General features: G+C 61.4%; 21 protein-coding genes. 4 read left to right on the top strand and 17 right to left on the bottom strand.

Annotated features, from left to right (window positions below; genetic code table 11):
• Positions 1 to 77: 77 nt before the first annotated feature.
• Entirely contained in the window at positions 78 to 1,022 is a 945-nt protein-coding gene (locus tag CLU94_RS15230) for a GlxA family transcriptional regulator (RefSeq protein ID WP_099666215.1), read from the bottom strand.
• Between the two features lie 131 nt (positions 1,023 to 1,153).
• Between CLU94_RS15230 and CLU94_RS15225 the strand changes: the two genes are divergently transcribed.
• The 3 genes from CLU94_RS15225 to CLU94_RS15215 all read left to right on the top strand — a co-directional run bounded on the left by CLU94_RS15225 (position 1,154) and on the right by CLU94_RS15215 (position 3,058).
• On the top strand, positions 1,154 to 1,588 hold the full coding sequence (locus CLU94_RS15225; protein ID WP_180278670.1) for a MarR family transcriptional regulator: 435 nt from the start codon (positions 1,154 to 1,156) through the stop codon (positions 1,586 to 1,588).
• A gap of 45 nt (positions 1,589 to 1,633) precedes the next feature.
• Positions 1,634 to 1,918, top strand: coding sequence for a hypothetical protein (locus CLU94_RS15220; RefSeq protein WP_070220679.1), 285 nt, complete (start codon positions 1,634 to 1,636; stop codon positions 1,916 to 1,918).
• Between the two features lie 291 nt (positions 1,919 to 2,209).
• Complete coding sequence (locus tag CLU94_RS15215) at positions 2,210 to 3,058, top strand: HDOD domain-containing protein (protein WP_046684532.1); 849 nt, start codon at positions 2,210 to 2,212, stop codon at positions 3,056 to 3,058.
• A 382-nt stretch (positions 3,059 to 3,440) separates the two neighbouring features.
• On the opposite strand, the gene CLU94_RS28060 is transcribed toward CLU94_RS15215, so the two are convergent.
• The 12 genes from CLU94_RS28060 to queA form a co-directional block, all read right to left on the bottom strand.
• A complete protein-coding gene (locus CLU94_RS28060) occupies positions 3,441 to 3,554 on the bottom strand; it encodes a class IIb bacteriocin, lactobin A/cerein 7B family (protein ID WP_143451431.1) in 114 nt (37 codons plus the stop codon).
• Positions 3,555 to 3,984: 430 nt separating this feature from the next.
• The gene (locus CLU94_RS15210) at positions 3,985 to 6,120 is read right to left on the bottom strand and encodes a peptidase domain-containing ABC transporter (RefSeq protein WP_099666214.1); all 2,136 of its coding nucleotides are present in this window, start codon (positions 6,118 to 6,120) and stop codon (positions 3,985 to 3,987) included.
• Between the two features lie 39 nt (positions 6,121 to 6,159).
• Positions 6,160 to 7,467: an HlyD family secretion protein gene (locus tag CLU94_RS15205; RefSeq protein ID WP_099666213.1), complete on the bottom strand. Its 1,308-nt coding sequence runs from the start codon at positions 7,465 to 7,467 to the stop codon at positions 6,160 to 6,162.
• Positions 7,468 to 8,024: 557 nt separating this feature from the next.
• Positions 8,025 to 8,189, bottom strand: coding sequence for a hypothetical protein (locus CLU94_RS28400; RefSeq protein WP_180278669.1), 165 nt, complete (start codon positions 8,187 to 8,189; stop codon positions 8,025 to 8,027).
• Positions 8,190 to 8,385: 196 nt separating this feature from the next.
• Positions 8,386 to 9,012 (bottom strand): glutathione S-transferase family protein, encoded by a 627-nt coding sequence (locus CLU94_RS15200; protein WP_099666212.1) that lies wholly within the window; start codon positions 9,010 to 9,012, stop codon positions 8,386 to 8,388.
• A 90-nt stretch (positions 9,013 to 9,102) separates the two neighbouring features.
• Complete coding sequence (locus CLU94_RS15195; RefSeq protein WP_180278668.1) at positions 9,103 to 9,804, bottom strand: helix-turn-helix transcriptional regulator; 702 nt, start codon at positions 9,802 to 9,804, stop codon at positions 9,103 to 9,105.
• A complete protein-coding gene (locus tag CLU94_RS15190) occupies positions 9,801 to 10,550 on the bottom strand; it encodes a hypothetical protein (RefSeq protein WP_143451429.1) in 750 nt (249 codons plus the stop codon). The genes CLU94_RS15195 and CLU94_RS15190 overlap by 4 nt, the downstream gene beginning before the upstream one ends.
• Before the next feature lie 74 nt (positions 10,551 to 10,624).
• A complete protein-coding gene (secF, locus tag CLU94_RS15185; protein ID WP_099666210.1) occupies positions 10,625 to 11,647 on the bottom strand; it encodes a protein translocase subunit SecF in 1,023 nt (340 codons plus the stop codon).
• A gap of 90 nt (positions 11,648 to 11,737) precedes the next feature.
• Positions 11,738 to 13,603, bottom strand: a complete 1,866-nt coding sequence (gene secD / locus CLU94_RS15180; protein ID WP_099666209.1) for a protein translocase subunit SecD — start codon at positions 13,601 to 13,603, stop codon at positions 11,738 to 11,740.
• Between the two features lie 97 nt (positions 13,604 to 13,700).
• Positions 13,701 to 14,033 carry a preprotein translocase subunit YajC gene (gene yajC, locus CLU94_RS15175; RefSeq protein ID WP_077408845.1) on the bottom strand — a complete coding sequence of 111 codons (333 nt, stop codon included), beginning with the start codon at positions 14,031 to 14,033 and terminating at the stop codon, positions 13,701 to 13,703.
• Positions 14,034 to 14,229: 196 nt separating this feature from the next.
• A complete protein-coding gene (gene tgt / locus CLU94_RS15170; protein WP_077408846.1) occupies positions 14,230 to 15,369 on the bottom strand; it encodes a tRNA guanosine(34) transglycosylase Tgt in 1,140 nt (379 codons plus the stop codon).
• A 1-nt stretch (position 15,370) separates the two neighbouring features.
• A complete protein-coding gene (queA, locus tag CLU94_RS15165; protein ID WP_099666208.1) occupies positions 15,371 to 16,426 on the bottom strand; it encodes a tRNA preQ1(34) S-adenosylmethionine ribosyltransferase-isomerase QueA in 1,056 nt (351 codons plus the stop codon).
• Positions 16,427 to 16,603: 177 nt separating this feature from the next.
• On the opposite strand from queA, the gene recG reads away from it, so the two are divergent.
• On the top strand, positions 16,604 to 18,706 hold the full coding sequence (gene recG, locus CLU94_RS15160) for an ATP-dependent DNA helicase RecG (RefSeq protein WP_099666207.1): 2,103 nt from the start codon (positions 16,604 to 16,606) through the stop codon (positions 18,704 to 18,706).
• A 7-nt stretch (positions 18,707 to 18,713) separates the two neighbouring features.
• Here the strand turns inward: recG and CLU94_RS28705 are convergent, their stop codons facing one another.
• The 4 genes from CLU94_RS28705 to CLU94_RS15145 are packed head-to-tail and all read right to left on the bottom strand — an operon-like array spanning position 18,714 to position 21,874.
• Positions 18,714 to 18,839 carry a hypothetical protein gene (locus CLU94_RS28705; RefSeq protein ID WP_255206293.1) on the bottom strand — a complete coding sequence of 42 codons (126 nt, stop codon included), beginning with the start codon at positions 18,837 to 18,839 and terminating at the stop codon, positions 18,714 to 18,716.
• Positions 18,839 to 20,053, bottom strand: coding sequence for an MFS transporter (locus CLU94_RS15155; protein WP_099666206.1), 1,215 nt, complete (start codon positions 20,051 to 20,053; stop codon positions 18,839 to 18,841). Before CLU94_RS15155 ends, CLU94_RS28705 begins: the two co-directional genes overlap by 1 nt.
• Positions 20,054 to 20,064: 11 nt before the next feature.
• Positions 20,065 to 21,054 (bottom strand): Gfo/Idh/MocA family protein, encoded by a 990-nt coding sequence (locus CLU94_RS15150; RefSeq protein WP_099666205.1) that lies wholly within the window; start codon positions 21,052 to 21,054, stop codon positions 20,065 to 20,067.
• 1 nt (position 21,055) lies between these two features.
• Entirely contained in the window at positions 21,056 to 21,874 is an 819-nt protein-coding gene (locus tag CLU94_RS15145; protein WP_099666204.1) for a DUF3025 domain-containing protein, read from the bottom strand.

The following is a 21,874-nucleotide window of genomic DNA, read 5'->3' as shown; positions in this document are numbered from 1 at the left end:
AAAAAGCGGGATGCTAAAACTCTTTTGAATCTGCGACAAGGATTTTCACAATTCATCACAGCTGCCTTGACGCGGGGCTAGGCCGGCGGCATCAGCTTGCGCTGCCGCTCTTCGCGCGGGGTATTGCCAAACAGGGTGCCGAAAGCCGTGGAAAAGTGCGAACCGGAGGAAAAGCCGCACATCAGGCCAACTTGCACGATGGAATAATGTGTATCAAGCAATAATTGCCGCGAGCGCTGCAGGCGCAGCTCCAGGTAGTAGCGCGACGGCAGGCTGCCCAGGTATTGCTTGAACAGGCGCTCGAGCTGGCGCCGCGACAGGCCCACCAGGCTGGCGATGTCGTCGGTCGACAGCGGTTCCTCGATATTGGCCTCCATCAAGGTCACCGCTTCGGACAATTTCGGCTGCAGCACGCCAAAGCGCGCCTGCAGGGCCACGCGCTGGCGCTCTTCCTTGCCGCGCACCTTGTCCACGCACAACGCCTCCTTGACGAGCGCCTGCACGTCGGCGCCAAAGATGGTCTCGATCAGGGTCAGCGAAAAGTCGATGCTGGCCGCGCCGCCGCAGCAGGTAACGTGCGGACCGTCGATGTCGAACAGGTGCGGCGTCAGGATGGCCCGTTCCGCCTTCGCTTCCGCATCGGCATACAAGGCCCACGGCAAGGCGATGCGCACGCCATCCATGACGCCCGCGTCGGCCAGCCACAGCACGGCAGCGCCCACGCCGCCCCAGAATGGCGCCGAGCGACAGCGTTCGATCACGGCCCGGCACAGCTCGACGCGCAGCGGCGCCTCCGTTTCATCGGCCACCAGCAGTGCGATATGCCAGTTGCCGCCCTGCGCGGCCACCTGTTCCGGCGTGCGCACGTCCAGCTGAAGGGCTTCCGGTCCCAGCGCCCGCGCGCACAGGCGCAGCGGCTGCACCAGGCCTGCCCAGGTAATCGATTCGGCATCGCCGGCATGGACCAGCAGCAAACGCAGCGGTTTGTCGAGGCCGATACGGGAAAGATTAGCGAAGGACATCGGCGAGGCGGGCCAGGGGCAAGGGCTGAGTTGCCCACATGATACCGGACTTCCGCCCCATCGAGCCCCTCATGCAAGGGCACATCCTGGCGCGGCGGAAAAAAGCGGGGCGGAAGGATATAATCCCCCCCATGGGTGAACGATATTTAAAAAGTATCCGGCTGCTGGCCGAATGCATGCAAGGCTTCGAGCGGTTTTCTGGCGACTTCGTGCGCCAGTACGGCTTGACGCATGCGCAATTCGACATCATCGCCACGCTCGGCAACACCTGTGGCATGTCCTACAAGGAACTGGGCCAGAAAACCCTGATCACCAAGGGTACCTTGACGGGCGTGGTGGACCGGCTGGAACAAAAGGGGCTGGTGATCCGCGAACGTTGTCCACGCGACAAGCGTTCCTATTACGTGCGCCTGAGCTGCGAGGGCGAACACGTGTTCCATGACGTGTTCCCCAAGCTGACAAAGCAGGGCCAGCGCCTGTTCGACGGCTATACCGAAGACGATTTCATGCGCCTGGAAACCACCCTGGCGGGCTTGAAGCACGCCATCGCCAACGGCCACGGCTGACCATACACCAAGCACAGACATTCAAACAAGACAAAGGAAACCAAGTTGAAAACCACACTGCTCGAAGGCAAAAAGCCAGCTCATTTCGATAAACACATCATCGGCAACCTGCTGCTCAACGCCAGCACGCCGGAACTGGTGCGCCAGGAAAAACTGATCATCGGCGTGCGCAACGAAGACGGCGAAATCTACCGCCTGATCGGCGCCACCAAGCACAACAGCTTCATGAACGCCGTCGAGGAATTGTTCGACCTGGGCCTGACGGATGAACTGGAAGACAGCGACGAGCTGGTTGAAGGCTGTGACGCCATCTTCAGCGAAGCTCTGTAGTAGCGCTAAACAGGACCTGCTGCGCGGTGCGCTTTGCGGCCGGCGATGCTCACCGGCTCGGCGCCCCCGTACTAAAGTACGGTTGCGCTTCTCGGCCACAAATCCCATCCGCTCGCGATGGTCCGGTCCAGCGCCGTGACGAACGCTGTCGTTAGAAAAAAGGCATGCCACCGATACAGGGGCATGCCTTTTTTCGCTTCCGGGGCATTTGCTTGCCTTTTGCCAAGCTGTTTGCGAAAAGATCATGGTTAAAAAGTTCCGCACGGAAATATTGCGAGTATAATTTTTTCAATGAACAGACTCGACGCCTTTAAAAGCATCGCCGCACAAGCCGCTCGTGGCGAGCTGACCTTTCCTGCCAATGTGGACGCTTCGCTCAAGCTGCAAGAGGCGCTGGCCGATCCCGACTGCCATATCGAAGCCGCAGCCAAGCTGGTGCAGGCTGACCCGCTGCTGGCGGCGCGCACGGTGGCCATCGCCAATTCCGTGGCGTTCAACCGGTCCGGCAATGAAATCACCAGCGTGCGCAACGCCGTGCAACGGCTCGGCGTGCGTACCCTGCAGTCGGTGGTGGCATCGCTGATCGTGCGCCAGCTGGGCAGCACCATCACTGATCCCGTGCTGCAAGCGAAGGCCAACCAGTTGTGGGAGCATACGGCCCACGTGGCGGCCCTGTCGCAGGTACTGGCCCGCCGCGTCACCAAGGTGGACCCCGATACGGCCCTGTTTGCCGGCATCATGCATGAAGTGGGCGGCTTTTATCTGCTGTCGCGCGCGGCCGAATTCCCCGGCATCCTCGACGGCGAACCGGAAGACTGGGTCGAACATGGCGAACAAGCGATCGGCCATGGCGTCCTGACCAAACTGAAGGTGCCGGAAGCGGTGATGGGCGCCATCGATGCGCTGTGGGAAGGCTTGCGCGCCATCCCGCCCGAATCGCTGGGCGATACCCTGCTGCTGGCGAATGACCTGGCGCCCGTCTCGTCGCCCCTCAACGAAAGCCCGGCCGCCATCGCCGTGCGCGCCGCCCGCGCCGCGCGCAGCATCGATTGCCTGATCGGCGACGATGCGACCTTGTCGAGCATCATGGAAGAATCGGACGATGAAGTGCAGTCGCTGCTGAAGGTGCTCGTGCACTAGGCATGGTTCAGCGGGCATGGCGGATGCCTGCCGGCTGAGTTCCTGCCCCATCTGGCTGCCCATACTTGGCTCATGCAGCTCACGGGCATAGCCTTATTTCTCGCGCTCACGGTAGACGCCTGCTCATTGAACGTATCGACGCTTGGCGCATCTCATTGCTTCATGAGGGATGCATGACTCTGGCAATGCGTCATCTACCACATCACATTTTTACCAGATTACCAAACCAGCTCTTGGCATCGTTAATTCTTGGTGGCTTATCTGATATTGAATATAAAAATCCGAACCATAGATAAACCATAGCCTATGGATAACATGTAACTTATTGGATAGAAAATTCTCTATTCAAGGGATCCATACTTGAATCCCTTGAAAAAACCAATTAATCGAGTATCATTTTTGCAACAGCGAATACAACACAAACAACTGCCAATGCAGCAAGAGGACCCAAGCCACCAGATACAGCTTCAACTTCACTGATATTCATTTCTTGCATGATTCTATTTCCTTTTGTCTAAGGTTATATGCCATGGAAGTATTCTCAAGGCAGAATAATAGTAGCATAAAAAGAATATTTTTAAGCAATGATGAAAAAATATTTAACTTTTCTTTTTTAAATATAATATAGAAAGTAGAATATAAAATTGGAGGATATTGGCCACTCAATCCTCATTGGAAATTTTTTAATTAGACATATTGACCAAGACTTTCATCGATCCCACCCAGCAGGCCATGCTGAAGTGGCTGCGCACCTGGCATCCTGAAAAATAGCCATCAATCTCAATGAATATGTTATTTTTTTCAATAAAAAATTCACGTTGCAAGCAAGACACACAACAAATACATCAGTTTCATCCCAATACATAGCGTAAGCTGTACTTGACTATAATGGAATGCCAGTCTCATGTTTTATCCGGCAGCGTACGCTATGCAGCTTCTTGAACCTGTTGCATCACATCCTGAACGATTACTCCTTGCTGTAATATCACCACCCGCTGCGCCATGGCGATGGTTTCCGGGCGGTGTGCAACGATCACGCGCGTGAGCTGGATTTTCTGGATCGCGGCATTGACAGCTTGCTCGTTCCACACGTCCAGATGGCTGGTCGCTTCGTCGAGCACCAGCAGCTTTGGATTCTTATACAGGGCGCGCGCCAGCAGGATGCGCTGTTTCTGGCCACCGGACAGGCCGCTGCCAATGTCGCCCACCAGGGTATTGAAGGCCATCGGCATGGCGGCGATTTCCGCATGCACGGCGGCCAGGTGCGCGCAGACCTGGATTTGCTGGTCGTTCGGCGACGGGGAAAAAAAGCTGATGTTGTCGGCGATCGAGCCGGCAAACAAGGTGTCTTCCTGCATGACCGTACCCAGCAATTGCCGGTAGTTCGTCAAGCCCAGGCTGCCCAGCTGGATGCCGCCGATGAGGATTTCGCCTTCCGTCGGTTCCAGCAAACCCAGCAACAACTTCATGAGCGTCGTCTTGCCGCAGCCGGACGGGCCCGTGACGGCGATGCACTGGCCGGCGGGAATGCTCAGATTGAGGCCGCTCAAGACATTCGGTTCGCTGGCGGCATAGCGGAAGGTGAGGTTGCGGATCTCGATCGATGGCGAGATATCGTCCATGTCGACCTCGACGTCGCTGCCATCGGTTTCCGCATCGGTCAGGACGATGTCGGCCACGCGCTCACCATGCAGGCGCAGCATGCGCAGCTCAAATAATTTATCGACCAGGCTGGCCATGCGCTGGCTGAACTGGTCCTTGTAGCTGATGAACGCGAACAGCATGCCCACCGAGAAGCGGTTGTCCAGCACGGCCAGCGCCGCCATCCAGATGACGATCACCCGTTCGGCGCTGAACAGCAAAGTATTGGCCGTCTGGTAAGACACGGACAGCTTGGCGATGCGCAGGTCGGCATTGAACTGGTCGGCCAGCGCGTTGGTCCAGCTGGCGCGGCGCTCCGTGGCGCGGCCGAACAGGCGGATGCTCTGGATGCCGCGCACGGATTCCAGGAAGTGCGTCTGCTGCCGGGCCGCATGGATGATCTGTTCGGCCGTCGCTTCGCGCATGGCCTTGAACAAGATCCAGCGCAGCAACACATACAGCAGCACGGCGATGCAGGCCACGCCCGCCAGCAGCGGGCTGTAGACCAGCATCATGCCCAGGGTGGCCAGCACCAGCACGCCATCGATGGCGCCCTCGACAAATTGCGTCGTCAGGCTGCGCTGCATGGTCTGGATGGAATTGAAGCGCGAAACGATGTCGCCCGTGTGGCGCTTCTCGAAGTACGGCAGCGGCAACTTGAGCAGATGGGCAAAGGCATTCCCCAGCCATTGCAGATTCAAATTCGTGGCCAGCACCGTGGTGATCCAGGAACGCACGGCGCCGATGGCCGTCTGCACCAGCACCAGCAACAGGAAGCCGCAACCGAGCACGGTGATCAGGTCGCGGTCGGCGGCAAGCAAGGCCTCATCGACCAGCCATTGCATGTAGAACGGCGCCACCAGCGCGCACACCTGCAAGGCCAGGCCCAGCACCAGCAATTGCAGCAAGCCGCGCTTCAGGCCCACCACGCGCCCCATCAGCGACAGCAGGGAAAACTGCTGCTTTTCCTCGGCCTTCTTGAACTCGGCGGTGGGCGTCAGCTCCAGCGCCACGCCCGTAAAATGTTTCGCCACTTCAGCCAGCGGCAGGCGGCGCTCGCCCACGGCCGGGTCGTGAATCACCACATGGCTGCCGGAGACGGACTTGAGCACGACGAAATGGTTCAAATCCCAATGCAGGATGGCGGGCAGTTTCAGCTCGGGCAAATGCTGCATGTCGAGTTTCAAGGGGCGCGTATGCAGGGCCAGGCCCTGCGCCATCGCCATCAGCCCTTTTAAAGTCACGCCTTTCAATGACACGGAAAAGCGCCGGCGCATGCTGGAAATGTCGGTCTGGTGGCCCCAGTAGCTGGCCACCATGGACAAACAGGCCAGGCCGCATTCGGCCGCTTCCGTTTGCAGCAGGACGGGCAGGCGCTGGCTGCGCCAGAAGGACAGGTGGGCGAGATCAGGAAAATGCATGCGGCGCAGACGTAAAAAGTGAAAAGAGAGCGGGTGGGCTTACAGGCGCCCGGAAATGCTGAACAGGGGTTCGAGCACCCATTCAAACAGGCGGCGCTGTTCCAGCAGCACGCTGGCATCGACCAGCATGCCCGACTTCAGGGGCAGGGTTTCGCCATACGCCTGCACGCTCTGGCGCTGCAAGCTCAAGCGGATGCGGTACAAGGGTTCGCCATTCGTGCCGCTGACGGCGCCCGGCACCGCCAGCTCTTCGGGTCGCAGCGAGGTGCTGGCCACTTCGCGCACCAGCGCCGGATACTGGCCGAATTTCTGGTACGGATACGCCTGGTAGCGCAGCAACACCGTCATGCCCGGCTTGATGAAGCCGACCGAGCGCGACGGCGCGTAGATTTCCGCCTCCAGCTGGGCGCCTTGCGGCAGCACGGAGGCGAGCACGCTGTTGGCCGCCACGGTTTGCCCCAGTTCGGTGGTGATGGCCGTGACCATGCCATCCTGCGCCGCGCGCACGAGGATTTCGCGGCGCGCCTCGTTCTCCGTCAGGTCTTGCTCGATGGCGGAGACATTGCGCTGCAAGCCTTCCGTGTCGCGCTGGGCTTGCACCTGCAAGTCACGCACGTCCGCTTCCGTGGTGGCCAGGTCGCGCTGGCTGGCCGACTTGATGCGCTGCAATTCCGCCAGGCGCTGGTGCTGGTCCAGCAGCTCGGCTTGCTTATCCTGCAGTTGCGCTGACGAAATGTAATGGGTGGCGTGCAGGTCGCCGTAGCGCTGGTAGGACTGTTCCGCCAAGGTAATGCGGCGTTGCTGCAGCGTGATCTGGTCGTCCATGCGGGCGATTTCCGCCGCCAGGTCGCTGGCACGGCGCTGTCCCGCCGCCATGCGCTGGCGCGATTGCAGGCGCGACTGCTGCAATTCCGCGTCATAGCTGTCGCGCCGGCTTTTCAGCAGGGTCGAGACAACTTGCTGGGGCGCCCCCGCATTGGCGCTGCTGCGCTCGCCCGACAGCACGAACAACACTTCGCCCGCGCGCACGGCCTGCCCTTCCTTGACGCGCACCCCGGCGATGACGCCCGCCTGGCCCGGCATGACGCGGATCACGCCGCTGGTCGGCAGCAGCACGCCCTGCGACTGCGCCTTGCGGGTGGTGCTGAAGAAGATGAAGAAAGCGACGATGGCCAGCGCGAGAGCGAGGAACAGCCAGGTCAGGAATACATGGCTGACGGGCCGCGCCAGCAATACGGTGCCGTATTGTTTATTGCCCAGATGCTCGATGGCTTGCTGGCGGAACAGTTGCTGGACTGGCTGGACGGGGCTGGTCTCGATAGCCGGGGCGCTGGGTTGATCACGCAAGATGATTTGCTTTTCGAAAAATAGTTTTAATCAGCCAAAACTGAACCTTGTTATGCAAGAGTGCTGCACTTTACAAATCAGACCGTGACCTCGCATTCCAAAACCATATGCCCCTGTCTTTCAGAATGCAATACGATGATTATTTTCATTGGCATAAAATATTAAAATTTATCAAAATGGAATCCAAAAATCAAGAAAGGTCTCATGCATAAGCAAACCATATCTTTTTAAAAAAATATGCGAAAAATATCCTGATTTTCAGGCCATTTGAAATTTACCTCTTTTTCATGTCACGAAAAACATCTTTGAAAATTTGACAATCAAAAGAAAATTCTACATTAATCCCACCAAAGAAATCTATCAAATTATCACAGAATGGTAAATTTAAAAATCACCAGGATTTTATTTTAAATACCCCACCAGGTTCAAAAATGACTTCCGTTTCGAATTGGGTAATTGCGCATCCCTGCATGGCTGCGCCCGGACCATCCCCCTGGTCTGGGAAAAAATCAAGAATGGGACGATGCGGTGCCGTCGCTGCTGAAGGTGCTCGTCCATCAAACAGCAGGCTTCTTGCCCGCTGGCGGTGCTGCTGCCGGCTTGACCGTGTCGACGATCAGCACATGCTTGTCCATGGCCTTCATTTCCTGCTTTTGCTGGACGACTTGCGTGGCAACCGCCTTGGTACTCAACAGGGGTTTCGGGTGGCGTGGCATGAACATGGCGTACCTGCTGGCAGTGGGAGAGGCCCCACATGTGCAGCAAGTATCAAATTATCAAGCCACCCTCAAACACCGGACAAAAAAAACCCGCTCGAAAGCGGGTAAAGTCCAAAGCTAGGGATGTCCTGAAAGAGACAGCCCTATCTTATGCCGTGCGCCGCGCCAGCTCCGTGCGCTGGCACACTTAGCGCGCAGATTATCCCGGCGATAGCTGCACGTCCGTTTCCTGCCAGGCGCGCAGTTGCCGCACGCGGGCAAACCACGCCTGGATATGCTGGTACTGCGCCAGCGGCAGCCGCACGGCCTCGCTGTACATGAGCGGCGCGGCCACGGCGAAATCGGCCAGGGTCACATCTTCTCCGCTGAGCCAGCCGCGTCCCGCCAGATGCGCATCCAGCACCACGGCGCATTCATGCAGATCGCGCTCGCCGCGCGCCTCTTCCAGCGGATCCGCCGGACCATTGCCCGTCATGCCCTTCCAGGCGCGTTCCCAGGCCAGCACGCTGATGGCGGGCGCGAAGTGCTGCGCGGCCCAGAACAGCCACCGGTTGACGTCGGCGCGGGCTTGCGGCGCCTGCGGATAAATCGTCTGGCCCGGCATCTGCTCGGCCAGGTATTGCATGATGGCGCACGATTCCCACAGCAGGAAAGCGCCATCGGCCAGCACGGGGACCTTGCCGTTCGGGTTCAGCTCGGACAGACGGCGGCGGTCATCCGCATTCATCAGGTCGACTTCCGCCAGTTCCAGCGGCAAGCCGAGGTGGATCGCCGTCATCAGGGCACGGCGGGCATTCGAGGACATGGGGTGGTGGTACAGGCGCATGGCAGATGGCTCCGGTGAGTGAAGAAGCCACCATCGTAGTCGCCGTCACTGACAGTTTTTGTCAGGAGCGGATGTCAGGATTCCGGGGCGCTAGCTTTCCGGATCAATCTCGTGCGCCTTGCGCCAGGCATCCAGCAGCACATGGCGCCGCGTGGGATAGCGTTCGTCATGCTGCTGCACGCTGGCGATGCGGTCGATGCGGAAATGCCGGTAATCGCCGCGCAGCTCGCACCACGCGGCCAGCAGGCGCTTGCCTTCGAAAAACGCCAGGGCAAACGGCCACACCGTGCGCGAGGTGGCGCTGCCATGCTCATCCTGGTAGCCCAGGGTGAGCTTCTGTTCGTAGCGGATGGCCTCGCGCACGGGCTGCACGTAGCGGTCGGCCGGCTGCGTGCCATCGGCGGGGCGCCCCAGCGGCACCCACAAGCTGGTCTCGGCCATGCTGTCGCGCAGGTCGCGCGGCGAGGCGGCCGCGATCTTCGCCAGGGCATTGCTGGCCGCCTGCGCCAGGCCGGCATCGCCCTGCCGGCGCACCCAGCGCGCGCCCAGCACCAGCGCCTCCAGTTCATCGGCGCCAAACATCAGCGGCGGCAAGAAGGCGCCACGGCGCAGCACATAACCGATGCCGGCCTCGCCCTGCAGGGGGGCGCCCAATTCGGCCAGGGTCTGGATATCGCGATAAATCGTGCGCTCGGAAACGCCCAGCTGCTGCGCCAGCTGGGCCGCCGTGACGGGCACGCGCCTGGCGCGCATGGCGTCCATCAGCAGGAACAGGCGGCCGCTGCGGCTCATGGACAGGCCTGCAAAGCCTGGTCGCCCATGACCAGGGCCGACAGGGCCGGCACGTACAGATAGCCGTCGGACGCCAGGCGCGCCGCGCGCGTCCCCTCTTGCACGCCGGCGATGCCGTAGCAGCGCTGCAGCCGGGCGGCGGCTGGCCACCAGTAGACAGCCGCCTCCTGGTCGGGAAAGCGCTGGCGCACGCTCTCGGCCTGCACCGCCACTTGCCGGAAATCGCGGTAAAAGGCGGGTGCGATGCCCAGCTCCGCGGCAAACGCCGTTTCCAGCGCTGCCGTCTCTGCCAATTGGGCCGCCAGCGCCGCCGTTTCACGGTCAAGCGCATCGGCAGGCACGCCCGCCTCGACCAGGCTGCGGCGCATGCGCTCCGGGCCAGCCTGCGCGCGCAGGAACGCCGATTCCTGCAGCGCCAGCACGGCACCGGCGGGGATATGCACATGGCGCGCGGCCGGGAAGACGTACAGCGCGCAGCTGCCCGCGCAGACGGTGTCGATGGTGAGACGCCATTGCTGCTGGCGCAGATAGCGGCCCAGTTGCATGGCCGCCTGCGGGTCGCCTGCATCGCTATTGACGCGCAACAGCATGGTGCCTGGCGCTGCCAACCCTTGCAGCTTGGCCACGTCGCCCGCGGCGATCGGGCCGCGCATGGCGATGCTATCGCTGCCAGTGCGGCTGAAATCGGCGGCGCCGGCCAGCGCCGTCATGCCCGCCATCAAACCTACCCATAAAAAACGCTTCATCGTCATCCGCCATAAAAAAAACGACCACCGCAAACGGTGATCGTTCTTCATTCGACCTGCAAAAAACCCTGCGCTTACACCACGGCGCCGTCGGTTTCGTCTTTTTCCTTGACCGGCTTGATCAAGTCTTCGCGCTTGACGCCCAGCCACATGGCGATCGAGGCCGCGACGAACACGGAGGAGTAAATACCGAAGCAGATACCGATGGTCAGCGCCAGCGCGAAATGGTGCAGGGTCTGGCCGCCGAAGACCAGCATCGACAGCACCATCATCTGGGTCGAGCCGTGGGTGATGATGGTACGCGAAATGGTGCTGGTGATCGCGTTGTCGATCACTTCATGCACGGAAGCCTTGCGCTGCTTGCGGAAGTTTTCGCGGATACGGTCAAAGATCACCACCGATTCGTTGACGGAATAACCGAGCACCGCCAGGATGGCCGCCAGCACCGTCAGTGAGAATTCCCACTGGAAGAAGGCAAAGAAGCCCAGGATGATGACCACGTCATGCAAGTTGGCGATAATCGCCGACACGGCGTATTTCCATTCGAAGCGCACGGCCAGGTAGATCATCACAAACACGACAACCATCACCAGCGCGTTCAAGCCGTTCTGCGTCAGTTCCTCGCCCACTTGCGGGCCGACGAATTCGACTTTCTGCAGCACCAGCGCTTCGTTGCCGGCAGGGTCCACGCAGGCGGTCTTGATGACGTGCTCGCCCTTGTCGGTGACGGTATCGATGCCCTTGGTCGTGCCTTGCTCGGCCTTGCACAGCGTTTCAAACACGCGCTGCGAGGTATTCGCGGCAGTCACGCCCTTTTCCACCGGCAGGCGTATCATCACGTCGCGCGCCGTATCGAAGCTGGTCACGCCCGGCTCTTCATAGCCGAGGCCGATCAGGGTGCCGCGTATGCCTTCAAGGTTGGCCGCTTTCGGGTATTTGACCTCCATCAGGGTGCCGCCCTTGAATTCCACGGACAGGTGCAAGCCCTTGTGGAACAAGAAGAAGACGGCGGCAATGAAGGTCACGGCCGAAATGACGTTGAAAATCAACGCATGGCGCATGAAGGGAATATCTTTTTTGATCCGGAAAAATTCCATGAAATCCTCTGAGTTCTGTTCTGTGCGTCCGGCGGCTGGGCCGCCGGACGCTATCGCTGTTGACGCTATTCGGTAAGTCGGAGCCCTGGCTTATTTGCTGGTGCCCGGTACCCAGACCGTGCCGATCGACAAGGTCGTCAGCTTTTTCTTGCGGCCATACCAGAGGTTGACCACGCCGCGCGAGACGAAAACGGAGGAGAACATCGAGGTCAGGATCCCCAGGCAATGTACGACGGCAAAGCCGCGCACCGGGCCGCTGCCGAAGGCCAGCAGCGCCAGGCCGACGATCAGGGTGGTCACGTTCGAATCGAGAATCGTGGCCCAGGCGCGGTCGAAGCCGGCGGCGATCGCCGCTTGCGGCGTATTGCCGGCGCGCAGCTCTTCGCGGATACGTTCATTGATCAGCACGTTGGCGTCAATCGCCATGCCCAGCGCCAGCGCGATAGCGGCGATACCTGGCAAGGTCAGCGTCACCTGTATCATCGACAGCAAGCCGACCAGCAGCAGCAGGTTGGTGGCCAAGGCCAGTACGCTGAAGGCGCCGAACAGCATGTAGTAGGCGATCATGAAGATGGCGATGGCAATGAAGCCGTACAGGGTCGAGTGGAAGCCCTTGGCGATGTTTTCCGCGCCCAGCTGCGGTCCGATCGTGCGTTCTTCGATGACGGTCATCGGTGCGGACAGGGCGCCCGAGCGCAGCAGCAGCGCCAGTTCATTCGCGTTTTCCGCGCCGCCCATGCCTGTGATCTGGAAGCGCGAACCGAGTTCCTGCTGGATCGTCGCAACCGACAGCACTTCCGGCTTGCCTTTTTCAAACAGCACGATGGCCATGCGCTTGCCGACGCGTTCGCGCGTCGCTTCGCGCATCTTGCGTCCGCCGTCGCCATTCAGGTCGATCGACACGGCCGCTTGCTGGTTCTGGTCGAAGCTGGCCGTGGCGCTGGAGATATAGTCGCCCGTCAGGATCACGTCTTTCGCCAGCACGACAGGGACGCCCTTGCCGACGGTGAACAGTTCCGAGTTGAACGGGATGGCGCTCGACAGTTCTGTACCAGGCACGATGGTTTCATCGACCAGGCGCACTTCCAGGGTCGCCGTGCGGCCGATGATGGCCTTCGCGCGGGCCACGTCCTGCACACCAGGCAATTGCACCACGATGCGGTCAGGACCTTGCTGCTGGATCAGCGGCTCGGCCACGCCCAGCTCGTTGACGCGCTTGGACAGGGTGGAGATATTCTGTTTGACGCCTTCGTCGATGGTTGCCTTCAGGGCCGCCGGTTTCAGGGTGATGTTCAGTTTCAAATCACTGCCTTCGCCCGCATCGGCGAACGCCAGTTCCGTCATCTGGTCGGACAGGACATTTTTTGCCTTCAGGCGCGTCTCGGCGTCGCGGAAGTTGATTTGCACGCTGTCGCCCACGCGCTCGATGCCGGCATGGCGGATATTCTTGTCGCGCAACACGCTACGCGCGGCGGACTGGACGCCTTGGACTTTCTTGTTCAGTACGGCTTTCGCATCGACCTGCATCAGGAAGTGCACGCCACCGCGCAAATCCAGGCCCAGGAACATGGGCAAGGCATGCAATTTTTGCATCCACATCGGTGTATTGGCTTGCAGGTTGACCGTCACGATGAACGCGGGATCGGTGGAATCGGGGTTCAGATCCTTTTCCAGCACCAGTTTTGCCTTGAACTGGGTATCGGGATCGGCAAAACGCACGCGCACGGAGGCGAGATTGCCGGCGCCATCCATGGTGACACCTTCCGACTTGACGTTCTCTTTCGTCAATATTTGCTCGACTTGCGTCATCAGCTCGCCCGTCACTTTGACGGTCGACTTGCCGCTGGTTACTTGCAGCGCCGGTGACTCACCGAAATAGTTGGGCGCCGTATAGAGTGCGCCCAGCAATAAGGCGACGACGATGATGATGTATTTCCAGGCAGGATAGCGATTCATAGTGATTCAGCGTTCAGTGTTGAGCGTCGGAGGCGTCGCGAGGGGCGGCGGATAGCCGCCCCGGATCTATCATTGCCAAGGCAATGACAGCGAGGAATTACAGCGCCTTCAGGGTGCCTTTAGGCAGCAAGGTGGTGATGGAACTCTTTTGCACCGTGATTTCGGTGCCGGCCGCCACTTCGATGGTGACGTAAGCGTCCACTACCTTGGAAACACGGCCCAGCATGCCGCCGGCGGTGACGACTTCGTCACCCTTGGCCAGCGCGTCCATCATCGCCCGTTGTTCTTTGGCGCGTTTTTGCTGTGGGCGGATCATCAGGAAATACATGACCACGAACATCAATACCAGCGGCAGGAAGCTGGTCAGGTTGCCGCCGAGGCCCAGGGCTTCGGTTGGGGCTTGCGCATAAGCGTTGGAAATGAAAAACACGGTGACTCCAGTTCTAATCAGTTTGAAAAAATAGCGCTGTATTCTAGCATTGGCTATACGTCATAACCCGAATTGCAGCCATGGCAACTTTAAATGGGGCTAAAAAAGCATTATGCAATGCTTTATCGCCCCAGTCCAAGCACCAATACACAAAACTTCCGGCCATGCCGCAGCCAGGGCTCAAGCTAAGCTTTTCTTAAGTTCCGCGTGCGCGTTCCGCATGGAATTGCAGGGTAAACGCGTGGAAACGGTCTTCGTCCAGCGCCTCGCGCATCTGGCGCATCAAGTCCAGGTAGTAATGCAGGTTGTGGATGGTGTTCAGGCGCGCGCCGAGGATTTCCTTGGAACGGTGCAAATGGTGCAGGTACGCGCGCGAGAAATTGCGGCAGGCGTAGCAGCTGCAGGTCTCGTCCAGCGGCGCCTGGTCTTCCTTGTACTTGGCGTTCTTGATCTTGATGTCGCCAAAACGGGTAAACAGCCAGCCATTGCGGGCGTTACGCGTCGGCATGACGCAGTCGAACATGTCGATGCCGTTCGACACGCCCGCGACCAGGTCTTCCGGCGTACCCACGCCCATCAGATAATGCGGCTTGTTGGCCGGCAAGCGCGGTCCCACGTGGGCCAGCATGCGCATCATGTCTTCCTTCGGCTCGCCGACGGACAGGCCGCCGATGGCGATGCCGGGGAAATCGATCTCTTCCAGCTTGGCCAGCGACTCATCGCGCAGCATTTCGAACATGCCGCCCTGCACGATGCCAAACAGCGCATTCGGGTTTTCGCCGCGGTGGAACTCATCCTTCGAGCGCTGCGCCCAGCGCAGCGACATGCGCATGGACTTGGCCGCTTCCTCGATGGTGGCCGGACGGCCCTGGATTTCGTACGGCGTGCATTCGTCGAACTGCATGACGATGTCGGAATTCAAGACGCGCTGCACCTGCATCGACACTTCTGGCGACAGGAACAGTTTATCGCCATTGATGGGCGAATTGAAATGCACGCCCTCTTCCGTGATCTTGCGCATGGCGCCCAGCGAAAACACCTGGAAGCCGCCCGAATCCGTCAAGATCGGCTTGTTCCAGCCCATGAAGCCATGCAAGCCGCCGAATTTCTCCATGACGGTGTTGCCTGGACGCAACCACAGGTGAAACGTGTTACCCAGGATGATCTGCGCGTCGATCTCGTTGAGTTCCAGCGGCGACATGGCCTTCACGGAACCGTAAGTGCCCACTGGCATGAAGATCGGCGTCTGCACGATGCCATGGTTGAGTTTCAAGGTGCCGCGGCGTGCCTTGGTCAGGCCGCTCGTGTCGGTCTTGAGTAGTTTAAATTCCAGCATGTCAGTCTTTCACGGGAGTATCAAGGTTCAGCGCAGCGCGCGATTGCGTGGTGAGCAGCATCGCGTCGCCATAGCTGAAGAAACGGTAATTCTGCGCGATCGCATGCACGTAGGCGCTGCGGATCGGCTCATAACCGGCAAAGGCCGACACCAGCATCAGCAGGGTCGATTTCGGCAAATGGAAGTTGGTGATCAGGCGCGTTACCGTTTTAAATGCATAGCCGGGCGTGATGAACAGGGCCGTATCGGCGCTGCCCGCCACCAGCTGGCCGCTTTGCGAGGCCGATTCCAGCGCGCGCAGGCTGGTCGTGCCGACGGCCACCACGTCGCGCCCGGCAAGTTGGGCGGCGCGCACGGCGTCGACGGTTTCCTGCGGCATGGTGTACCACTCGGTATGCATCTTGTGTTCGGCCAGCACCTCCGTGCGCACGGGCTGGAAGGTGCCGGCGCCCACGTGCAGGGTCACATAGGCAAAGTTGACGCCCTTCGCTTTCAGCTGGTCGAGCAGGGCCTGGTCGAAATGCAGGCCGGCCGTCGGTGCCGCCACGGCGCCGGGCACCTTGTTGAACACGGTCTGGTAGCGCGTTTCGTCAAATTCGTCCGCATCGTGCTCGATATAGGGCGGCAGCGGCAAACGGCCATGCGCCTCGATCAGCTCGAACACGTCGGCGTCGAAGTGCAGCGTAAAGAATTCGCCGGCGCGCTGGCCGACGGTCACGTCGAAGGCATCGGCCAGGCGGATGCGGCAGCCGGGCGGCGGCGACTTCGAGGCGCGCACCTGGGCCAGCACGGTGCGGTCGTCCAGCACGCGCTCGACGAGCGCCTCAATCTTGCCGCCGCTTTCCTTGACGCCGAAGAAGCGCGCTTTGAGCACGCGCGTATCGTTCATCACCAGCAGGTCGCCCGCCTGCAACAGCCCGACGATATCGGCAAAGCTGCGGTCAACCAGGGCGTCGCCGTCCAGATGCAACAGGCGCGAGGCGCTGCGCTCGGCCAACGGAGTTTGCGCAATGTTTTCTTGCGGCAAATTAAAATCGAAATCGGAAAGCGAATACATGCGTTTTGCTTCAAAAGTACGTCAAAAATGATTAGGAGTGCGCAATGGAACATCTGGCACTATACTGTGCGCCTATACAGGCATTACAATAATCCGCCGCAACAACTACGACTGCGGTACGCACAGGGTGTGCCGGACAACCCTCTATTTTACGCTAGCGGCACCAAAACCTTGCATATGTCCGATCCAAAGCCCGATCTTCCTCCCGCAGCCAAGCCCGCCGCGAAGCCGAAAGCCGCCAAAAAAGTGGTCAGCACGGAAAGCCGGCTGGCCAAACTGGGCTTGCGCACGGATATGGACCTGGTGCTGCACCTGCCGATGCGCTACGAGGACGAAACCAAGGTCTACACGATACGCGACGCCTGCCTGCGCGGCGGCGAGTCGTGGCAAGTCGAGGGCGTCGTCACCAAGTGCGAAGTCAATTTCAAGCCGCGCAAGCAATTGCTGGTGACGATCGCCGATGAAACGGGCAATTTGTTGCTGCGCTTCATGAATTTTTATGGCAGCCAGGTCAAGCAACTGGCCGAAGGCACGCGGGTACGCGCGCGCGCAGAACTCAAACACGGCTTCTTCGGCGCCGAGATGGTGCACCCGACGTATAAGGTGGTCAACGAAGGCGCGCCGCTGCCCACGGCCCTGACGCCCGTGTACCCGTCCGGCGAAGGCCTGTCGCAGCACGTGCTGCGGCGCGAAATCGCCGACGCCATGCGCCGCATCGACTGGCAAGACACCTTGCCCGATCATCTGCTGCGCGACATGCAGCTGTCGCCGTTCCGCGCCGCCGTGCACCTGCTGCACTATCCGCCGCAGGATATCGATGAAAGCGCGCTGATGGACCGCTCGCACCCGGCCTGGGTGCGCATGAAGTTCGATGAACTGCTGGCGCAGCAGCTGTCGCTCAAACGCGCCCAGCGCGCGCGCCGCTCGAAAGGCGCCGCCTCGCTGCCCGTCGTCGGGACTTTATCGAACGCCTTCGGCGCCGCCCTGCCCTTCAAGCTGACGGGTGCGCAGGCGCGCGTGCTCGAGGAAATCCGCGCCGACCTGCGCCAGCCCTACCCGATGCAGCGCCTGCTGCAGGGCGACGTCGGCAGCGGCAAGACGGTCGTCGCCGCCCTGTCAGCCACGCAAGCCATCGACAGCGGCTACCAGGCCGCGCTGATGGCGCCCACGGAAATCCTGGCGGAGCAGCACTTCCGCAAGATCGCCGCCTGGATGGAGCCGCTGGGCGTGAAGGTGGCCTGGCTGACGGGCAGCCTGAAGAAAAAAGAAAAGACGGCGGCGCTGGCCCTGATCGAATCGGGCGAAGCGCAGCTGGTGATCGGCACGCATGCGCTGATCCAGGACAATGTGCTGTTTGCCAAACTGGGCCTGGTGATCGTCGACGAGCAGCACCGCTTCGGCGTGGGCCAGCGCCTGACCCTGCGCAACAAGGGCGACAGCGCAGCCGTGCCGCACCAGCTGATGATGTCGGCCACGCCGATTCCGCGCACCCTGGCCATGACGTATTACGCCGACCTGGAAGTATCGGTGATCGACGAGCTGCCGCCCGGACGCAGTCCCATCGTCACGCGCGCCATCGACCAGAACCGGCGTGACGAAGTCATCGCCCGCGTGTATGCGGCCGCGCTGGAAGGCCGGCAGGTGTACTGGGTCTGCCCGTTGATCGAGGAATCGGAAGCGCTGCAGCTGCAGACGGCCACCGACACCTACATGATGCTGGCCGAAGCCCTGCCCGCGCTGCAGGTGGGCCTCGTGCACGGCCGCCTGAAGCCGGCGGAAAAGCAGGAAGTGATGGACGCCTTCATCGCCGGGCATATCCACGTGCTGGTGGCCACCACCGTCATCGAAGTGGGCGTCGACGTGCCGAACGCCTCGCTGATGGTGATCGAGCATGCCGAGCGCTTCGGCTTGTCGCAGCTGCACCAGCTGCGCGGGCGCGTGGGCCGCGGCTCGGCGGCCAGCGTCTGCCTGCTGCTGTACCAGGGTCCGCTAGGCGGCGTGGCACGCCAGCGCTTGATGACCATGCGCGAAACGACGGACGGTTTTGAAATTGCCCGCCGCGACCTGGAAATCCGCGGCCCCGGCGAATTCCTCGGCGCGCGCCAGTCCGGCCAGGCCATGCTGCGCTTCGCCGACCTGGAAACGGATCAATGGCTGGTCGATCAGGCGCGCGACGTGGCGCACGACCTGCTGCACGCCACCACGACGGCCGCCGCGACCACCGTGGAAGCGCACCTGGCCCGCTGGTTGGGCGGCAAAGAGGAGTTCCTGAAAGTCTAGGAGCGCCCTACATGCACATCCAGAAGCGGTTCGCCAGGTCCAGCATGAAATCGGGACGCAGATAGGCCAGGAAGACGAGAGCCAGCAGCGCGGCGCCAGCCAGGCGCCATAGCCAGGTGCGCCAGCTGGCCATTACGCGGCCACCGCCACGCGCTTGACGGCGCGCTCGTCGATGGGCAGGTTGATCAGCGCGGCCAGCAAGCCCAGGCCGATGGTGATCATCCACACGATGTGGTAACTGCCCTGGTGCTCGTACAGATAGCCGCCCAGCCACGCGCCAAGGAAACTGCCCACCTGGTGCGAGAAGAACACCATCCCCGCCAGCATCGACAGATGCTTCACGCCGAAGATGCCGGCGATGATGCCGTTCGTCAGCGGCACGGTCGACAGCCACAGCACACCCATGCCGGCGGCGAACAGGTACACGGACCACGCCGACAAAGGCGCCAGCAGGAACACGGTGATGACCACGGCGCGCGTCACGTAGATGGCAGACAGCAGGTAGCGCTTGGCGATCTTGCCACCGAGTTTGCCCGCATAGTAGGAGCCGATGATGTTGAACAGGCCGATCAGCGCCAGCGCCGTGACGGCGATATTCGGATTCATCAGGCCCTGGTCCTTCAGGTAGGCCGGCAAGTGCACGCCGATGAACACCAGCTGGAAGCCGCACACGAAATACCCTGCCAGCAGCAGCCAGAACGAACGGCTGGCAACGGCTTCGCGGAAAGCGGCACCCACGCTTTGCTGCGGGCCGCCGGCGTGCGACACGGGCGGCTCACGCAAGTAGAAGGCCATCGGGATCATGGCCAGCAGCACCAGCGCGGCCAGCACATAAAAGGCGTTTTGCCAGCCCACGGCGGAAATCAGTTGCTGCTCGACCGGCATCATGAGGAACTGGCCGAACGAGCCGGCGGCCGACGAGATGCCGAAGGCCCACGAGCGCTGCTCGGGCGGCGCGCTGCGGCCGATGATGCCGCTGATGGCGCCAAAGGCAGTGCAGGCCAGCGCCAGGCCGATGAAGATGCCGGAACCGATGATGAACAGCGTGGGCTGCGTCACGAGCGCCATCCACACCAGGCCCGCCATGTAGCTGATGGCGCCGACGATGACGACGCGCATGGTGCCGAAACGGTCGGCCGCCATGCCGGCGAACGGGCCGAAGACGCCCCACATCAGGTTTTGCATGGCCAGCGCCAGCGAATACGTTTCGCGCGTCCAGCCATTCGCTTGCGAGATCGGCTGCATCCAGAAACCCAGGCCATGGCGCACGCCCATCGCCAGGGTCAGCACGACGCCGCTGGCGATGAGGACGGTTTTCAGGCTGGGACGGGATGGGTGCAATGTCATGGGGTTCCTGTTCACGCCTGGTCGGCTCGGTACACGAGGCCGATCTGGCCACGCATGGTGTCAAGGTTGTGCATCAGCGCCACGCTGTCCGCATGCGGCATGACGGGACTTTCCAGCAAGCCGGCGCGGATGCATCGCATCGCTTCGATCGCCTCGTGCGCATAGCCATTGCCCAGATGGGGCGCGGCGACGACGCGGCGTGCGCCATCCATCGCTTCGACGATCAGGTGGTCGGGCTTATAAAAACGGTTGGGCAGGCGAATCCGCCCCAGGCTGCCGGAAATGGTCATTTCCGTCGGCGTTTGCGCGCGCAGGCTGCAGGCGCAGGACGAGGTGCCGCCGCCCGCGTGCAACAGCGAAAACACGACCTGTTCATCGACGCCGGTGGCGCCCATCTCGGCCAGCGCCTGTACCTGCGATACGGGGCCGAGGAAGAAGGCCGCCATCGACAGCGGATAGATGCCCACGTCGAGCAGCGCGCCGCCGCCGAGTTCGGGATTGAACATGCGGTGCTCGGGCGGGAAATTGGCGACAAAGCCGATGTCGGCCTGCACCTGCTGCTGCACACCGATTTCGCCGCTGGCGATGATGCGCTGCGCTTCCTGCACGGCGGGCAGGAAACGGCTCCACATGGCTTCCATCAAGAACAGTTTTTTGTCGCGTGCCATATCGACCACGGCCTGCGCTTCGCGCGCATTCATGGTGAACGGTTTTTCGCACACGACGTGCTTGCCAGCGGCCAGGCACAGCATGGCATTTTCCGCATGCAGGGTGTGCGGCGTGGCGATGTAGATCACGTCCACGTCGGGGTCAAGGGCCAGGGCCTGGTAGGAACCGTGGCAACGCTCGATGCCGAATTCGGCGCCGAAGGCTTGTGCGCCAACCTCGCTGCGCGAAGCTACCGCCACCAGTTGCGCACCGGGCGCATCGCGCAGGCCATTGGCCATCGCGCGGGCGATCTTGCCGGTGCCGAGGATGCCCCAGCGGACGGTATTTTCCATGCTATTGCTCTCTTTCTGCGCCAGCCACCTTGCGCTTCGGGCGGAACACCGCCGCGTCATTGTAAAAATCGTCGTCCTGGCCCTCGCACCAGCCGGGCAAACCGAGCACGGGTAGCGGCGTGAAGTCCGCCGTGGTGAGGCCTTGCTGCGCCAGGTCCTGCGCCACCCGCTCGTCGAGCCAGGCGCGGCGTGCCGCATCATCGAGCGCAAAGTAGGCGTCGCCGGCAAAGATCACGCGCGTATGCGCCGTGATGGCCTTGCGCGGCGCCACCAGTTTTTCCATCAGCGCGTGGCCGAACAGCCAGACCTCGGCGTCGCCGCCCGCGTCAAACTTGTCGCGCTGCGCAATGAACGCGCTGCGCCAGTCATGCCCGCGCAACGCCGCTTCCAGCGCGCGCCCCGCATCGCTGTCGCGCAGCACCAGCAAGGCGGAATTTTCGTCAAAAATCGTCGCGCCATCGCGTGCGGGACCGCGCGATTTGCCGACGCCGGACAGGGCGATCTGCGCCGCCTGCAGTGCGTTCAATTGCCGCTTGATGCGCGGGAAGGTGAGCCACACGAGCGCGTTGAAAAAATCGTGCAGATTGTCGCGCGTGGGTACGCCGCCCGTCGCGCCGATGAACTCCTCGTAGGCGACGCCTTCGGGCAGGTCCGCTTGCGGCACGAAAGCCAGCGGCAGGCCGGAGGGATTGCGCAAGTCCAGCGCCCGCGCCCGTCCGTTCAGCGCGGCGATCACCGTGTCGCGCTGCAGGTCCAGCTGCCGTCGCGCTGGCAGCACCGTGGCAAACCAGGGGCGGGTCCAGTCTATCGATGGCAGCAT

It is taken from the genome of Janthinobacterium sp. 13, assembly GCF_002749695.1.
Classification (GTDB): Bacteria; Pseudomonadota; Gammaproteobacteria; order Burkholderiales; family Burkholderiaceae_D; genus Janthinobacterium; species Janthinobacterium kumbetense.
The sequence above is the reverse complement of the archived record's forward strand: the minus strand, read 5'-3'. Positions and strand labels throughout refer to the sequence as shown.

Coding starts and splice junctions, on each gene's coding strand:
- CLU94_RS15230 (WP_099666215.1), bottom strand. CDS start 1,022: ATGTCCTTCGCTAATCTTTCCCGTATCGGCCTCGACAAACCGCTGCGT.
- CLU94_RS15225 (WP_180278670.1), top strand. CDS start 1,154: ATGGGTGAACGATATTTAAAAAGTATCCGGCTGCTGGCCGAATGCATG.
- CLU94_RS15215 (WP_046684532.1), top strand. CDS start 2,210: ATGAACAGACTCGACGCCTTTAAAAGCATCGCCGCACAAGCCGCTCGT.
- CLU94_RS28060 (WP_143451431.1), bottom strand. CDS start 3,554: ATGCAAGAAATGAATATCAGTGAAGTTGAAGCTGTATCTGGTGGCTTG.
- CLU94_RS15210 (WP_099666214.1), bottom strand. CDS start 6,120: ATGCATTTTCCTGATCTCGCCCACCTGTCCTTCTGGCGCAGCCAGCGC.
- CLU94_RS28400 (WP_180278669.1), bottom strand. CDS start 8,189: ATGTTCATGCCACGCCACCCGAAACCCCTGTTGAGTACCAAGGCGGTT.
- CLU94_RS15200 (WP_099666212.1), bottom strand. CDS start 9,012: ATGCGCCTGTACCACCACCCCATGTCCTCGAATGCCCGCCGTGCCCTG.
- CLU94_RS15195 (WP_180278668.1), bottom strand. CDS start 9,804: ATGAGCCGCAGCGGCCGCCTGTTCCTGCTGATGGACGCCATGCGCGCC.
- CLU94_RS15190 (WP_143451429.1), bottom strand. CDS start 10,550: ATGAAGCGTTTTTTATGGGTAGGTTTGATGGCGGGCATGACGGCGCTG.
- secF (WP_099666210.1), bottom strand. CDS start 11,647: ATGGAATTTTTCCGGATCAAAAAAGATATTCCCTTCATGCGCCATGCG.
- secD (WP_099666209.1), bottom strand. CDS start 13,603: ATGAATCGCTATCCTGCCTGGAAATACATCATCATCGTCGTCGCCTTA.
- tgt (WP_077408846.1), bottom strand. CDS start 15,369: ATGCTGGAATTTAAACTACTCAAGACCGACACGAGCGGCCTGACCAAG.
- queA (WP_099666208.1), bottom strand. CDS start 16,426: ATGTATTCGCTTTCCGATTTCGATTTTAATTTGCCGCAAGAAAACATT.
- recG (WP_099666207.1), top strand. CDS start 16,604: ATGTCCGATCCAAAGCCCGATCTTCCTCCCGCAGCCAAGCCCGCCGCG.
- CLU94_RS28705 (WP_255206293.1), bottom strand. CDS start 18,839: ATGGCCAGCTGGCGCACCTGGCTATGGCGCCTGGCTGGCGCCGCGCTG.
- CLU94_RS15155 (WP_099666206.1), bottom strand. CDS start 20,053: ATGACATTGCACCCATCCCGTCCCAGCCTGAAAACCGTCCTCATCGCC.
- CLU94_RS15150 (WP_099666205.1), bottom strand. CDS start 21,054: ATGGAAAATACCGTCCGCTGGGGCATCCTCGGCACCGGCAAGATCGCC.
- CLU94_RS15145 (WP_099666204.1), bottom strand. CDS start 21,874: ATGCTGCCATCGATAGACTGGACCCGCCCCTGGTTTGCCACGGTGCTG.